Here is a 14,684-nt window from a genome sequence, read left to right on the forward strand (position 1 = left end):
GACACCCCCGCTCCGACAGCCGCTGACCACTCGGTCACCAGCCGTCACCACACACCCGAAACCGTCACACGCTGCGGTCGCACTGAATGTTTGCACCGGTACATGACGTCACGTCACACCCGAGACCGACGAACCGGACCGGTCCTGTTCATGCAATGACCCTGCACCGAGAACCGAGGAGTTATTGATCGGCAGCCCCCTGCTACGGAGGGCGCCACGTAGTAGCGCTGACCGAGGGAGCGAAGGTCCTTATTGCAGGTCATCCATCCAGCGAGATAGCACAAGTGGGCCGCCGTCGCGTAAAGGCGTTGCTGTTGATCGAATGGCGAAAAATGGCCCTTGTTCCATGTTAGCCTAGCAGGCTAACTTACTCCACCTGCTTCCGGCTCGTGGGGCAAGGGGCGGGAGGGGCTAGGTGTTGTCGTATTCGTGGCGGAGTTCTCGAAGATCGGGTTGTGGCATGTAGCTCGTTGAAGAGGAATGGGAAGCCTTGAGTAATAATCAGAATCTCCTGACCATCGGCTCTCTGGGCTCCACCGAGTTCGCCCTCCGCGGGAAGCCGGCCATCCGTTGGGGCGACATGCCCCGCCGAGTCGGAAAGAAGTCTGAGCGGCGCTACCAGAAGGTTCTACTACTCAACCCTTCGGCCACCCTGTACCGGCATGACCTTCCCCGGTGCACATACCCGTTGGGCATCGGATACATCGCGGCTGTCCTTGAGAAGTACGACTACGAGGTCAAAATTCTCGACGTGTTCGCCGAGGGCTACCACAACTCCCAGCCGATCGAAGGAGACTCCCAGTTCCTGCGCTACGGCCTGGCAGACGATGACGTCGTCAAGGTGATGCGCGCATTCGCACCCGATGTGGTCGGCGTATCCAGCATCTTCAGCAACCAGGCCGACAACGTCCACAATCTTCTCCGCCTGGCCGACCTGGTGGTGCCGGAGGCCCCCACGGCTATCGGCGGCGCCCACGCAAGGTACTTTCCCAAGGCTTGCCTGGAAGACCCGAATCTGGACGCCGTATTCCTCGGCGAAGGGGAGATGACCTTCCTGCTGTGGCTGGAGTTCCTCAACGGCACCGTGCGTGAAGACGAGGTCCACGGCGTCGCTCTGCGGGACCATGACGGCAAGATCCGGATCAAACCCGAGCTGCCGCTCATCAGCTCCATGCGTCCGGAAGGACCCGAGACCGGGAAGTCCTCCCCCATGCTGAGCATGGCGGGCGAGCTGGATCACATACCGTTCCCCGCTTGGCATCATTTCAACATGGAGAAGTATTTCGAGATCAAGGCCTATCAGTCTCCGTATACGGTCGGCTCCCGGGTGGGCCAGCTGTACACCAGTCGCGGGTGCACTGCGCACTGCACCTTCTGCACGACCACCCACTTCTGGGGACAGAAACTCCGAAGGCGCAGCGTGGACAATGTGGTGAACGAGGTCCTGAGACTGCGCGACGAATACGGAATCGACGAGTTCCATATTCAGGACGACAACATCACCAACGACATGGATCACGCCCGTGAGCTGTTCCGAGCCTTTCGTGACGCAGGGCTCCCCTGGGCGACCCCACAAGGCACCGCGCTGTGGCGGATGGATGAGGAGCTACTCGACCTCATGGCGGAGTCCGGCGCCTACCAGGTGACCTTCGCCATCGAGAGCGGTGTGCAGCGCGTACTCAAGGACCTGATCAAGAAGCCTCTCAATCTGAAGCGCACCTCACACCTTATCAAGTACGCCCGTGGCCTGGGAATGCATGTACACGGGTTCTTCATCGTCGGCATGCCGCCGATGTTCGGAAACAACGGCGAGACGATCGACGAAATGCAGGCCTCGTACGAATATGCCGAGGAGGCCGGTTTCAGTAGCGCCTCGTTCTTCGCCGCATCACCGATCGTCGGGTCCGAACTCCTCACGGAATGCATTCGGCAGGGCTTTGTGGACCCGCAGGAGTCCCTTTACCGGATGACCTACAAGCAGGGGATCATCAATGTCCCCGGCCTGTGGGGCGGTGAAGAAATCGCCGAACTTGCCGCCAAGTTCAACCGGGACTTCAACGCAAAACGGGAACGCGCCTACACACCGCAGAAGCAGTGGAACGAAGAGCAGTACTGACTTCAAGGGAGGAACACGTGAGCAGTACCGTGACGGCGAGTGGTTTCGGAGCTCGGCTCAGAGAGCGGCGCGAGCAGGTCAAGATGGATCACGAGGCCCTGGCCTCACTCCTGGGCGAGACGCCCGACACCATCGCCGCCTGGGAAGGCGGCGACAACGGCGATCTGACGCTGACACAGCTCTCGGAGATTGCCGACGCTCTCGGAACTCCGGTCGGAAACCTGACCCCGCCTGCCGAGAACGACCTCGACAACGGTGTCGTCATACAGCTTCCCGAGGATCGTCCGATCCTCAAGGGAGTGCGCGGCGGCACCGACTACTACATCTACAACTGCCTGGTGCGCACCAAGAAGGCGCCCTCCATGGTGCCGTTGGTGGTCGACGTCCTGACGGACAACCCCGACGAGGCCAAGTTCAACGGCGGGCATGGGGGGAGTGAGTTCCTCCTCGTCGTCGAGGGAGAGATCCACATGAAGTGGGGCGACCCTGAGAACCCGCGGGAGGCCGTACTCCCGAAGGGGACGAGCCTGTTCGTGGAGGAAAACGTGCCGCACGCCTTCACTGCGGCCAGGGGCACAGGCAGCGCCAAACTCGTGGCCGTCAACTTCTGAAGTCTGCTCGCCACGGGTGGGCGGGGTTCTTCCCTCCACCCGTGGCACAGAACCGCCTATTTCGGTGAATGGAAGAGCGTGACGAGCAGGACCGACCCACGGAATGGCGACCGGCAGGATTTCGGCCACGGCGCTGTGGTCGAGCGGCGCGAGGTACTGGATGGACGCATCTGGATGCGATACCCCGTGCGAGTGGTGGCCGACAGCCCCCGACTGGTTGCCCTTTACCTGTCCCAAGGCACAGAACTCGGTTTCGGGAAAGGGCCGTTCAGCTGGGGCCCCCACCCCTGGCAGCAGATCGGTGACCGCTGGCAGAGTCCCGGGGTTCTTCAGCTTCATCGGCCGGGGCAGGGTCATTCGGTTTGGGTCCTGAAGGATCCGGTCACCGGCGCGTTCCGGCAGTGGTACGTAAATCTCGAGGCGCCTCTCCAGCGGAGCGGCACCGGTTTCAGCACCCTGGATCACGAGATCGACCTCTTGGTGGCGGAGGGTGCGAGTGACTGCCGGTGGAAGGACGTCGAAAAGTTCGAACTGAGAGTACGGGAAGGGCATTTTTCTCCGAGGGAAGCAGCCTCCATACGCGCGGAAGCTACGCGTGTCGCACGCTCAATCGCCGAGGGCACTCAGTGGTGGCCACCCAGTTGGTCATGGTGGCAGGCGCCGGACGACTGGGGGCCGCTCTCGTTGCAGACTAAAAATTGGGCAGGTATCCGGATATGACCCCCGACTTCTTGGCCGTAAAAGTGGGCGGGAGCCTTTTCTCGCGCAAGGACGAACCAGGGAATGTGGACGATGTCGCCATGTCGGGCTTCGCGAAGAGCCTGGCCCAGCTCCACCGGGTGTTCCGGGGGCGCATGGTTCTCATCAGCGGCGGCGGCGGGTTCGGCCACGGGGCCATCCGCGACCACGACACCACCGATGCCTTTTCTCTCGCGGGACTGACCGAGGCATGCTTCGAGGTGAAGAAGCGGTGGGCCGTACATCTTCGCGATATCGGGGTCAGGGCCTTCCCGCTCCAGCTCGCGGCGATGTGCTCGCTTCGCGACGGGCTCCCGCAGCTGAAGTCCTCCTTGCTGACGGAGGTACTGGACCACGGCGCGCTTCCGGTACTGGCGGGCGACGCCTTGTTCTGTGAGGACGGAGAACTCCGGACCTTCTCCAGCGACCGGGTGCCGGAGGTGCTGCTGCCGCTAGTCGAAGGACGTCTGCGCGTGGTGACGCTCACTGATGTCGACGGGATCGTCACGAACGGGACCGGAGGAGACAGCATTCTGCCCCAGGTGGACGCCGAAGCCCCGCAGAACGCCTACGCGGCCTTGTGGGGAAGCAGCGAGTGGGACGCCACCGGCGCCATGCACACCAAGTTGGACGCCCTGGTCGCCTGCGCCCGCGAAGGAGCCGAGTGCTTCATCATGCGCGGAGCGCCCGATGCGGATCTGAGCTTCCTGGCAGCTCCTTACAGCGCATGGCCGTCACAGGTCCGTTCCACCCGCATCCTGACCGCATCCGCTGGTTGATCAAGAAATCGGAATCATGGACAACTTCACGATACGCAGCAGCCGGCTGGTGGATCTCAACCTGCTGAGGGTCAGGATCTCCTCGAACCTGGAGGAGTTCGCCGCCTATTCGTACTTCTCGTCGTTCTGCCCGGACGACCGCGCGGAGGCGGACTACGAAGTCGTCTGCATCGACCTGGACCGGGACGCCATTCCGGAGTCGGTCTATGCGGACAAGGTGGACAACACCTTCCGGGGGAAGCGCTTCAAGGCCGGTTACTACCTCGTCCACTACTTCGGCGAACCTGCCTATCTGGTCACCGTCGGCCGACGGTTCCACGTCTTCGGCAGAGGACTGGAAAAGACCGTCTGGCCCTACTTCGTCAAGCACATCCTGACGATCTACGCGGCGGACCACGGCTACCTCCACCTCAAGGCCGCCTCATTCGAGCTGCCCGGTTCAGGAGCGACCTTGCTGATCGGCCGGAACGGCGCCGGCAAGACGGTCTTCCTGACGAAGGCATGCCTCAGCGGAGCACGGTTCATCAGCAATACCCACACACTCGTTCGCAGCGGCGTCGCCCACGGTGTCCCCTCTTCCATCCGAGTACGCCGCGACCGGTGCTTCGGAGAGCTGATCGACCGGCACAAGCTGACTCCGCACATGGAGTCGGGGGACTACGTCACCGACGCATCGACCCTCTTCGACAGTCCGCAGCTGGACAGGGCGCCGGTGCGCAACGTCGTCATAGCCGACTACAACCCCGCGTCCGGGCAGGGGCTGAAGCGGATATCCCCCTCCGCGGCCGGAACCTTCATGGAGCAGTTCTCGTTCGCGGTCACTACATACGGGCTCAAGGACGACCTCCTGGCCCACCACAGATCCGATTTCGACGAGTACGTCGAGTCCCTGGGGCGCATGCGGCATCAGCTGACGGAACTCCTCGAAGGCGCGCGCTGTTTCCGGGCCAACGTCGACATGCTCGACAGCGATGCCCGGGCCACGGCTCTGCGGCAGCTCGCCGGATGACTCAGCACCCAACCGGACAACTCGGCACTAAAGTGGAGGAACCACGTGAACAGACCGGTTGTGTACGTAGGCATGAGCGCCGATCTGGTCCATCCGGGTCACATAAACGTCATCAGGCAGGCCGCCGAGATCGGTGACATCACCATCGGACTACTGACCGACGCGGCGATAGCGAGTTACAAGCGGCTCCCGCACATGACATACGAACAGCGTCGGGCGGTGATCGAGAGCCTCAAGGGTGTCATCGCGGTGGTCCCTCAGCACACGCTGGACTACACGGAGAACCTCCAGGCCGTCCGGCCGGACTACGTCGTGCACGGCGACGACTGGCAGACCGGGGTGCAGAAGCACACACGGCAGCGGGTGATCGAGGTGCTGAGCCAGTGGGGCGGACAGCTGGTGGAGGTCCCGTACACCACGGGGATCTCGTCGACCCAGCTGAACCATTCGGTGAAGGAGATCGGCACCACGCCCAACCTGCGGCTCTCCCGGCTCCGCCGACTCCTGGAGAGCAAGGACATCGTCCGCATCCTGGAGGCCCACAACGGCCTGACGGGCCTCATCATCGAGAACTCGAAGGTCGAGGTCGACAACCAGAGCCGCGAGTTCGACGGCATGTGGTCGTCGTCCTTGACCGATTCCATCGCACGCGGCAAACCGGACACAGAGGCTGTGGACGTCACCTCCCGACTGCAGACCGTGAACGAACTCTTCGAAGTCACCACGAAGCCCCTGGTGTTCGACGGTGACACCGGCGGCAAGCCTGAGCACTTCGGCTTCACCGTGCGGTCCCTGGAACGCCTCGGCGTCTCGGCCGTCATCGTCGAGGACAAGGAGGGGCTCAAGCGGAACTCCCTCTTTGGCACAGCGTTTCCTCAGGAGCAGTCCACCGTGGAGGACTTCTGTGAGCGCATCCGTGTCGGCAAACGGGCTCAGATCACGGATGACTTCATGGTTATCGCACGCATCGAGAGCCTGATCCTCGAAAAGGGAATGGACGACGCCGTGCGTCGCGCCGAGGCCTATGTGGGCGCCGGAGCCGACGGCATCATGATCCACAGCAGACGATCGGACCCCGCCGAGATATTCGACTTCTGCAAGCACTTCGACAAGCTGTCCCGCCGAGTACCGCTGGTCGTGGTCCCCACCAGTTACAGCAGCGTGCACGAGCGCGCACTCGCCGGCGCAGGCGTGAACATGGTCATCTACGCCAACCACATCATGCGGGCCGTCTACCCGCAGATGATCCGGGTCGCCCAGTCGATCCTGCGGCACGGACGCGCACACGAGGCGGAGCCCATGCTCGCCTCCATCAAGGAAGCCCTGTCCATCATCCCGGAGAACGTCGCGTGATCCGCCCCGAGGACCTGGTGGCATGGCTGACGTCCGAGGGCGTGTCCCTCTACTGCGGAGTGCCGGACAGCCTGCTCAAGGATTTCAACGCCTGCGTCAGCGGCCCGATGCCCGAGGCCGTACACATGACAGCGGCCAACGAGGGCAACGCTGTCGGGCTGGCCATCGGCCACTACCTGAGCGCAGGCGCTCCAGCGCTCGTCTATCTGCAGAACTCCGGCCTCGGCAACACGGTCAACCCCCTCACATCGCTGGCCGATCCGGAGATCTACGGCATCCCGATGATTCTCCTGGTCGGCTGGCGGGGGCAGCCCGGAGTCGCCGACGAACCCCAGCACCGGAAGCTGGGCAGGATCATGCCCGAGCTGCTGGACTCTCTGGGGCTTCCCTGGTCGGTACTGCCGCAGGAGACGGATCCGGCCGCTGCGGCCGTCCGGAAGGCGGTCTCCCGGTCCATGGCCATGAGTACGCCGTACGTCTTCCTGGTGGCGAAGGGTACTTTCGGGCCCGCCTGGTCGGCGGCCCGTAGTCCCGCCGACGGCCTGCCGAGCCGTGAGGACGCCCTGATCGCCCTGGCCGGCGCGCTCGGTGGCGACCGTGTGGTCGTCTCCAGCACCGGCATGCTGAGCCGCGAGCTCGCCGAGTACCGGGAACGGACGGGGACCTGCTCCGGTCTGGACTTCCTCACCGTGGGCGGTATGGGACATGCCAGCTCGATCGCTCTGGGCATCGCTCTGCGGGAGACGCGAGAGGTGTGGTGTCTGGACGGGGACGGATCGCTCCTGATGCACCTCGGTGCCCTTCCCGTCGCCGCTCGGCACGCGCCCCAAACGTTCTTCCATGTTGTCTTCAACAACGGGGTCCATGACAGCGTGGGCGGGCAGCCCACCTCGATCGACTGCATCGACGTCCCGACACTGGCTAAAAGTTGTGGCTATCGATATGCGTCGTCCGTGTCCTCGCTCGGGGCGCTGGTGGACGAACTGGCCGTGCTGAGGGAGCGCGGAGGTCCGGCCCTGCTGGAGATCCGGGTCAGCCCCGGCAGCCGGTCCGACCTCGGCCGGCCCCGTGCCACACCGGCCGAGAGCAAGGCGGCGGTCATGGAAGCGCTGAGAGGACGGGCAGCGTCATGAAGCTCCAGGACCCCGTGGCCCGGTACGGCAGGGGCGCCGCCGCGTCGGTGCCCGGACTGGTGGCATCCCTGCCCGCCCAGAGCGTGCTCCTTGTTCACGGGGCCCGGTCGTTCGAAGTTTCCGGCGCAGCAGGGATGCTGAGCGGGTTCGGCCGGGATGTGCGGGTCCGGCGGTGGTGGGACTTCCCGCCGAGTCCGGAGGTACGCGATCTGGCGCAGGGGCTTTCGCTGGTCCGGGAGACACGCCCGGACGTCGTGGTCGGTGTGGGTGGCGGCAGCGTCATGGACGCGGCCAAACTCCTGTGTGCGTTTCAGGATGTGCCGGGCGACGAGGTCGAGGAACACGTCCGGGCCGGGAAGCCGGTTCACACACGTCGGACGAAACTCGTGCTGGTGCCGACCACTGCGGGATCCGGCAGCGAGGCCACCCATTTCGCCGTCGTGTACATCGGTGACAGCAAGTTCTCCGTGTCCGGCCCGGCCCTCTTGCCCGATGCCACGGTGCTCGACCCGGCTCTCAGCGAGAGTGGTTCTGCCCATCAGCGGGCAGCGTCGGGCATGGACGCCCTCGCACAGTGCGTCGAAAGCCTGTGGGCGGTCGACGCGTGTGTGGACAGCAGGAGCTTCGCTCTGCGCGGCGCACGCATGCTGCTGTCCGCCATCGAGGACTTCGTCCTGTCTCCGCACCCCGGTGCGGCTCGCGCGATGGCGGTGGGCAGCCATCTCGCAGGGCGCGCGATCAACCTTTCCAGGACGACGGGCGCGCACGCGCTGTCGTATGCGCTGACACGCCGCTACGGCGTGAGCCATGGTCATGCTGTGGCGCTCACGCTGGGCGCCTTCATGGACGCCCACGCAGATGCGGGTGCTTCGCAGCTGCGACGGACGGTCGGCTGGTCTGCCCACCGGCAGGCTCTCGACGACATCGCAGGACTGCTGGGGGCCCCCGGCCCGGCCTTGTCGGGACGTCACTTCGTCGCACTGGGACGGCGGCTCGGCCTGCACATGGCGTTGGCCGACGCAGGGGTGAGGACGTCGGTCGAGTTGCGTTCGCTGGCCGCTGCCGTCGACTCTCGACGGCTGAGCAACAATCCGGTCCGCTTCAACCGTGCCGAGCTTACCGAACTGATCACGGGGTGCTGATGGACGAGTCGGTAACCGCGCAGCAGCTCACGGCCCCGCTGATCGACTACCTCCAGCTCATCATGGGCCAGATCCGCTGGCCGGGCCGCCGGCCAGCGCCAAGACAAGACGTTCGAAGGCACGGCGGGAGCAGAAGAACGGATCAGGTTCGTGCGGGGCGTCGTACTGTTCCACGGGGCTCTTCGTCCAGTGGATACGATGTGGTTGGGTCCTCGAATCTTCGGAGAAGAGCCCCTTTATCACCGCGAGTTGGCCCTGTCCCTGCCCGGCCCGCCCCGGGCGAGTGTGAACGCCCGGCACATCCTCGTCAGCCAGCCCTGCTCCACCAGACGCTTCAACTCCCCCCTTCGATCTTCGCCGTCGTCGCGGGCAGCCCGATCCTCGGCACTATCTGCTTGGCCTGCAACGGCCCCGGCGCATCGGCAACAATCTCCACGATGTCCCGGTACACATCCGGCAGCACCCCCACCCACCAGGCCATCCCGCCACGGCGGCACCATCACCACCCCGATCCCCCGGACCGCAGGCACGCCCCTCGCCTTCAGCAGTTCCTCCGGCCCCACGGCCGACAGCTCTGCCGGCACTCCCGCGACCATCTCCCCTGTGATCACCTGCCGCGACAGATCCTCCCGAGCTCCCTCCAGCCGGACGGTCAACTCCGCAACCTCCGTCTGGAGTTCCGCCATCTGCCGCCGAGCCGCAGCCTCCCGCGCCAGACCCCCCCGGCAACCAGACCAGCGCCCCACCGCCACCGCCACCGTAGAAGCAAGCCGCCCCCAGCACACGACCATCACCGACTTTCCAGCTCAGCCCTGCCCCCGAAAGCAACTACACCCATCCAGGATCTCGCGCCTGACGACGACTTCGCCGGTACGGAATTGTGACTCCACGGTGCGCCAGCGTACATATGCCGCGTGCATCCCGGTTCCCGGGCTGCCGCGGGAGGAACGGGGGTGGAGAAACAGGATCATTCGGCCCGGGACGAATGGTTGCGTGCCGGAAAAAAGGAGTCGTTACGCTGGCCATGTCCCACAAAGACTGCAAGTTCCCCTTTTCCACGGAGGTCGTTGGTGAAGATTGATACCGCTCGTGCACTGGAGATCCTCCACGACCGCCAGTTGGTGCCGGACACCTGCCAAGCGGCCTTCGTGGTCGGATCGTCCGCCCGCGGCTGGGGCAACAAGAAGAGCGACATCGACATCTACCTGGTCAGCAAGGAGCCCTGGTCCGGGCCGGAAATGATCGACGTCTCGGTACCGCTGCGACCCGCCACGATCGGGTGGCACACGTTCTTCGCCGACAACCGCAGCTTCGACCTCGCCTACTGGCTCGACGACCAAGTCGACCAGATGATGGGCAAGGTCTCCTGGGATGCCTTCGACCGGGTTCGTGCCGCTTCCGGGGATGCTCTCGCGGTTAAGGAGGAAATCCTCCTTGAGCGCGTGACAACCTGCCTGCCGCTGATCGGCGAGGACTGGCTGACCCGCCGCCGTGCGGAGGTCGACGCCTCCGCCTTTCGGTCCATCCTGGTAACCCGGTCGCTGGGCAAGGCGGACGGGGCGGTGGATGACTCGCTCGGTCAGCTCGAGAGCGGCGATCCGCACAGTGCGGTCCTCTCGGCCAGGATTGCTCTGCACCATACCGTCGACGCGCTGCTGGAGGAGCAGGGCAACTACGGAAGCGAGCCGCCCAAGTGGCAGGCTCGCAGGTTTCGTGAGACCAGTCCCACGACGCTGTCGTTCGCCAAGTACTGGAAGCTCGTGACAATGCGGGAATACAACCCGGATGACCCGTCGAGGTGGATCAACGAGGTCCTCACACTGTGCCAGGACCTGGCCCTGAAGATCGAGGTCTGACGGTCTCATGGGGGACTCGACCTCGCCCGGTGCCGCACCGGTGGCCGCATGATACGGATACACCTCGACGAGTTGACTCTCGGACGGGTACGCATCGCGATCAGCCCTTTATGGGAGGCGGTTTCCAGCCTGGCACTGACCATGCGGTACCGGAGCGAGATCCCGTATCCCTACAGAAAATGGGCCGCGGCAACCCTACAGCAGGTATCGCCCGCCCTGCGCCAGGAATTGACCAGCACCGTGCGGGCGCACTGGGCAAGGTCGCCGTCATCCTCTCTCACTCCGATTCCGGACGAGTCCTCTCCCGCTATCGAGGACGAATTGTCGACGCTGCAAGCGGACGGCCACGACCGGTTCGCGCAACTCATGGGTGAGTACTGGGACGCCACGCTCGCGCCGTTCTGGCCCGCCATGCGCGGCGTACTAGAAGAGGAGGTTCTGGTGCGCGGACGCACCATGGTGACCCGGGGAGTGGACACGATGCTGGAGGATCTGGGAGGCCGGGTCTGCTGGGAGCGCCCGGAGCTGAGCGTGCCGCACCGCGCGGATCTCGACTGGCCGATGCGGGACGGCCGTTTGATCATCGTCTCCACGCTGTTCGCACGCGGCACCCGGGTGTTCGCCACCCGGCACGACACAGCCGCCTTCTCCTATCAGGCGCAAGGCGCCGCAGTTCTCGGTGGCACCAACAAAGACAACCCGGGAGAAACGCTCGGCACCCTGCGCCCGAGCGACAGGCTGACCATCCTGCTCGGACGGGGCCGGGCGACGGTCCTGCGCGCGCTGCGCTCCCCGGCCACCACGACCGGACTGGCCGGCTCCGTCGGGCTGGCCCCGAGCACCGTCTCACAGCACCTTTCCGTACTCTCCTCGGCCGGCCTCGTACGGCGCTACCGGGTAGGTCCCCGTGTGCTCTACGAGCTGGGCGACTCCGGCGCCGAACTGCTGTCGGTACTGGACGGCTGATTATGTCCGGGACCGACAGCAGGTTGGCGCGCTCCTCACTCCCGTCGCAGGTTCCTGATCGCGGGGACGGCGAGCAGCAGTCCGACCGTGACCAGGACCATCGTCGAGGAGAAGAACAGCACCGGTGTCACACCCACCCATACGGAGGCCGGTCCGGCCGTCATCTGGCCCGCCGGCCGCATGACGACCGAGCCCGCGACGTCGTAGGCGTGCACCCTGCCGAGAACGTCGGGAGGGATCTTCGTCTGAACCGCCGTGTGGAACATGACCAGCCAGAACGCCGTACCAGCGCCCCACACGACGTAACTGACGGCGATCACCGGCACCGACAACTGCAACGCCACCGCGAGCAGGCAAAGGACGGTACCGGCCAGCGCGAGGGCGCCTGCCCGCAGCGGATGCGCCGGACGCAGGCGCACGGCGACCAGCCCGCCGACGGCACTTCCGGCACCGAACATCGCCATCACGAAGCCGAGAGTGCCTTCTCCGTACTCAAGGGTGACGAGACTCTGGCCGAGCGTCAGGAAGGGACCGTTTACGGTCGCCTGGAAGAGCATGAAGATCACGATGACGCCCCAGAGCCAGCTGTGCGACGAGAACTCGCGCCACCCCTGGACGAGGTCGCTGCGCACGGAGGACTGCCGCACCGAACGGGAAACGCGCAGCCGCATGGCGAGCAGGCAGGCGCAACTGATCCCGAACGTCGCGGCGTCGAGGACCAAGACCAGCGAGATGGACGAGACGGCGATGAGCACTCCGGCGACGGCGGGCCCCAGCACCGTCATGAGCGATTCCGTGACGCGGATCGCCCCGTTGGCTTTCTGGACGTCACGGGCCGTGCGCGGGATGACGCTCACATAGCCGGGCTGGAAGGCTGCCGTGGCGGTACCGCCCAGTGCGAGCAGCGTGACGATCAGCCAGAGGTCCGGTGTGCCGACGGTGAAGGCTGCTGCAAGGCCGCCCTGGAAGATCAGTCGGGCGATGTCCGCGGCGACCATGACCCGGATTGGCGTAAATCGGTCGACGAGGACACCGCCAAGGACGACGAAGAGGGCCAGCGGCGCACCATGGGCCGCGAGGGCGTACCCCACGCCGGTGACACCGTACCCGGCCTGCAGCACAGCCACGGTGATCGCGGTCGGGAGGAGCATCTGGTCACCGAGCACGGATATCGTCCGGGCCGCGAAAAGGAGGGTGAAGTTCCGGGACCAGAGTCGCTCCGGCAGCTCACCTTTTTCTTGCGTGTGCAACGCGGCAGGCGCCTCAGTCACGATGCGCGAAGTCGTACTCGACGCGGTCCTCGATCTCCAGGTCACGGACCAGGCGAGCCACCGTGGAGAAGTCCGTGAACATCATGTCCGTGCCCGGCAGACGGCGCGTGTCGGCGATGATGTCGGCGGCGCCGCCGATCCCGACGAAGTCGATGATGTCGGCCCAGATGTCGTAGTCCTGGGCACCGAGGGCGACGATCGCATCCGGAATCGTTCGAATGAACAGCTCTCGCTGTTCTTTGTTGAGGTGCACGAAGATGTCTTTCATGACTTCCGCGACGATGGGCCCGTGCGCGGCCTCGTCCCTCGCATGCAGGCGAGCCACCAGCGAGTGCATGGGCTGGATCGTCCGGTCGTGTGCGAGCAGTTCGAGGAAATTGTTGATGTGCAGTTCGCCGACCACCGTCCACACCAGGAACAGTATGTCCCGTTCCCATTTCTCGCTCCGCTCCGCGGTCAGCCGGAACAGGCGGGTGTTCGTGATCGGATGCGAGTAGTCCGGTTCCGCTATGAGGTGGCGAACCTCCCTGGTGCGCTGCATGGCCGTCATATGCATGTAGGTGTGCCACACCTCGTCGATGTGTGCCTGCTGCACCGCTTCCTTGGCCTCGTAGCGTTCCACGCCAGGGAAAACGCCGTGGGTGAGCATCTCGAACGTCGGATTCGCGACGTACTCCTCGGCCGCGATCACCCGGGCGTTGTATGCCTGCCACGCCAGTGTGCTGACCAGTTCACGCGACTCCTCGGGCGCGTCGAGGAAACGCGGGTGGTCGGCGAACGGCACGAGCTTGACCGGATAGTCAGTCTTGCCGGAACCATCCAGTTCATCTCCCAGGAAATCGGCCATGTCGGTGCGGACGGTGGCCCGTCGGGGCCACGCCGCGACGAGGCGCTTGAGTGTGCTCGGACCGACGTGCAGCTCGGCGATGGGTTCCGCGGAATGCGATGCCTGGAGGTGGTCATCCGTCAAAGCGGCACTCCTTCATGGATCGAGATCCCCGAGACCTAGCACGGCTCCCAAGGTGAGTTTCGGATTGCATACCCATGTGATTGCAACGCCTGACGGTTTGTCAAGCCTCCTGAAGCAGGATTTCCGCGGGCGCAGGTACTCGCCAATCCCGTCGACACGAGAGCGAAAAGGGAATATTCGGCGCTGGGCGAATCATTGGGCGACAACGCCGGGCCTCGCTACTCTTGCCCCTGCAGGCCGAAATGATTCAACCAGCCAAAGGACTCAGGTTGAGCTACATCGGAGAATTGCGCGCACTGGTGGGGACGCGCCCACTCATTCTTCCCGGAGCCGCGGTGATCGTCGTGGACTCCCGCCGGCAAGTCCTGCTCCTGGAACGGGCGGACACCGGGGGCTGGGGACTTCCAGGCGGGTTCATGGAACCCGGCGAAACCCTTGAGGAGACGGCTCGTCGCGAAGTCATGGAGGAGACTGGGCTGGAGCTCGACGACCTCTCGCTGATGCATGTCTTTTCCGGACCCGATCAGTACTTCCGTTATCCGAATGGCGACCAGGTGTTCAACGTCACCACCGTGTACACGGCAACTTCCCGGCACTGGGACTACCGGCTGGATCCCCAGGAAGTGGCGGCGGCAGAGCTTTTCCCGGTGAATCGGATTCCCGCTGACCTCATTGCTCCCGAGGTGCCGATCCTGGAGCACTACGCGAAGACGACCGCTCATTCTGTGTGACCCCGGGAG

Annotated in this window: 14 protein-coding genes and 1 pseudogene; 11 read left to right on the forward strand and 4 right to left on the reverse strand. The window is 64.8% G+C overall.

Going from position 1 to position 14,684, the window contains the following annotated elements; all coding sequences use genetic code 11:
• The first annotated feature begins 490 nt into the window (after positions 1–490).
• From ABZV38_RS12875 to ABZV38_RS12910, 8 genes are all read left to right on the forward strand, one after another.
• Positions 491–2,116, forward strand: a complete 1,626-nt coding sequence (locus ABZV38_RS12875; RefSeq protein WP_356326832.1) for a radical SAM protein — start codon at positions 491–493, stop codon at positions 2,114–2,116.
• A 17-nt stretch (positions 2,117–2,133) separates the two neighbouring features.
• Positions 2,134–2,727 (forward strand): helix-turn-helix domain-containing protein, encoded by a 594-nt coding sequence (locus ABZV38_RS12880; RefSeq protein ID WP_356326833.1) that lies wholly within the window; start codon positions 2,134–2,136, stop codon positions 2,725–2,727.
• Positions 2,728–2,901: 174 nt separating this feature from the next.
• Positions 2,902–3,447 carry a DUF402 domain-containing protein gene (locus ABZV38_RS12885; RefSeq protein WP_356326940.1) on the forward strand — a complete coding sequence of 182 codons (546 nt, stop codon included), beginning with the start codon at positions 2,902–2,904 and terminating at the stop codon, positions 3,445–3,447.
• Positions 3,444–4,244: a hypothetical protein gene (locus tag ABZV38_RS12890; RefSeq protein ID WP_356326834.1), complete on the forward strand. Its 801-nt coding sequence runs from the start codon at positions 3,444–3,446 to the stop codon at positions 4,242–4,244. Before ABZV38_RS12885 ends, ABZV38_RS12890 begins: the two co-directional genes overlap by 4 nt.
• A gap of 13 nt (positions 4,245–4,257) precedes the next feature.
• Positions 4,258–5,253, forward strand: a complete 996-nt coding sequence (locus ABZV38_RS12895) for a FomB family phosphonate monophosphate kinase (protein ID WP_356326941.1) — start codon at positions 4,258–4,260, stop codon at positions 5,251–5,253.
• A 45-nt stretch (positions 5,254–5,298) separates the two neighbouring features.
• Positions 5,299–6,606: a phosphoenolpyruvate mutase gene (gene aepX, locus ABZV38_RS12900; protein ID WP_356326835.1), complete on the forward strand. Its 1,308-nt coding sequence runs from the start codon at positions 5,299–5,301 to the stop codon at positions 6,604–6,606.
• Entirely contained in the window at positions 6,603–7,739 is a 1,137-nt protein-coding gene (aepY, locus tag ABZV38_RS12905) for a phosphonopyruvate decarboxylase (protein WP_356326837.1), read from the forward strand. Before aepX ends, aepY begins: the two co-directional genes overlap by 4 nt.
• Positions 7,736–8,881: a phosphonoacetaldehyde reductase gene (locus ABZV38_RS12910; protein ID WP_356326838.1), complete on the forward strand. Its 1,146-nt coding sequence runs from the start codon at positions 7,736–7,738 to the stop codon at positions 8,879–8,881. The genes aepY and ABZV38_RS12910 overlap by 4 nt, the downstream gene beginning before the upstream one ends.
• A gap of 17 nt (positions 8,882–8,898) precedes the next feature.
• Here the strand turns inward: ABZV38_RS12910 and ABZV38_RS12915 are convergent.
• Positions 8,899–9,055: pseudogene (locus tag ABZV38_RS12915) on the reverse strand (ISKra4 family transposase); the annotation flags it as partial.
• Positions 9,056–9,215: 160 nt separating this feature from the next.
• A complete protein-coding gene (locus ABZV38_RS12920; RefSeq protein WP_356326839.1) occupies positions 9,216–9,362 on the reverse strand; it encodes a hypothetical protein in 147 nt (48 codons plus the stop codon).
• 589 nt (positions 9,363–9,951) lie between these two features.
• Between ABZV38_RS12920 and ABZV38_RS12925 the strand changes: the two genes are divergently transcribed.
• Positions 9,952–10,737, forward strand: coding sequence for a nucleotidyltransferase domain-containing protein (locus ABZV38_RS12925; protein WP_356326840.1), 786 nt, complete (start codon positions 9,952–9,954; stop codon positions 10,735–10,737).
• Between the two features lie 321 nt (positions 10,738–11,058).
• On the forward strand, positions 11,059–11,703 hold the full coding sequence (locus ABZV38_RS12930; RefSeq protein WP_356326841.1) for an ArsR family transcriptional regulator: 645 nt from the start codon (positions 11,059–11,061) through the stop codon (positions 11,701–11,703).
• 35 nt (positions 11,704–11,738) lie between these two features.
• Here ABZV38_RS12930 and ABZV38_RS12935 read toward each other — a convergent pair whose 3' ends face one another.
• Positions 11,739–12,974, reverse strand: a complete 1,236-nt coding sequence (locus ABZV38_RS12935; RefSeq protein WP_356326842.1) for an MFS transporter — start codon at positions 12,972–12,974, stop codon at positions 11,739–11,741.
• Positions 12,967–13,944 carry a diiron oxygenase gene (locus tag ABZV38_RS12940; protein ID WP_356326843.1) on the reverse strand — a complete coding sequence of 326 codons (978 nt, stop codon included), beginning with the start codon at positions 13,942–13,944 and terminating at the stop codon, positions 12,967–12,969. Before ABZV38_RS12940 ends, ABZV38_RS12935 begins: the two co-directional genes overlap by 8 nt.
• Before the next feature lie 269 nt (positions 13,945–14,213).
• On the opposite strand from ABZV38_RS12940, the gene ABZV38_RS12945 reads away from it, so the two are divergent.
• Positions 14,214–14,675, forward strand: a complete 462-nt coding sequence (locus tag ABZV38_RS12945) for an NUDIX domain-containing protein (RefSeq protein WP_356326844.1) — start codon at positions 14,214–14,216, stop codon at positions 14,673–14,675.
• The last annotated feature ends 9 nt before the right edge of the window (positions 14,676–14,684 follow it).

This window comes from Streptomyces sp. NPDC005181, assembly GCF_040608395.1.
Lineage (GTDB): Bacteria > Actinomycetota > Actinomycetes > Streptomycetales > Streptomycetaceae > Streptomyces.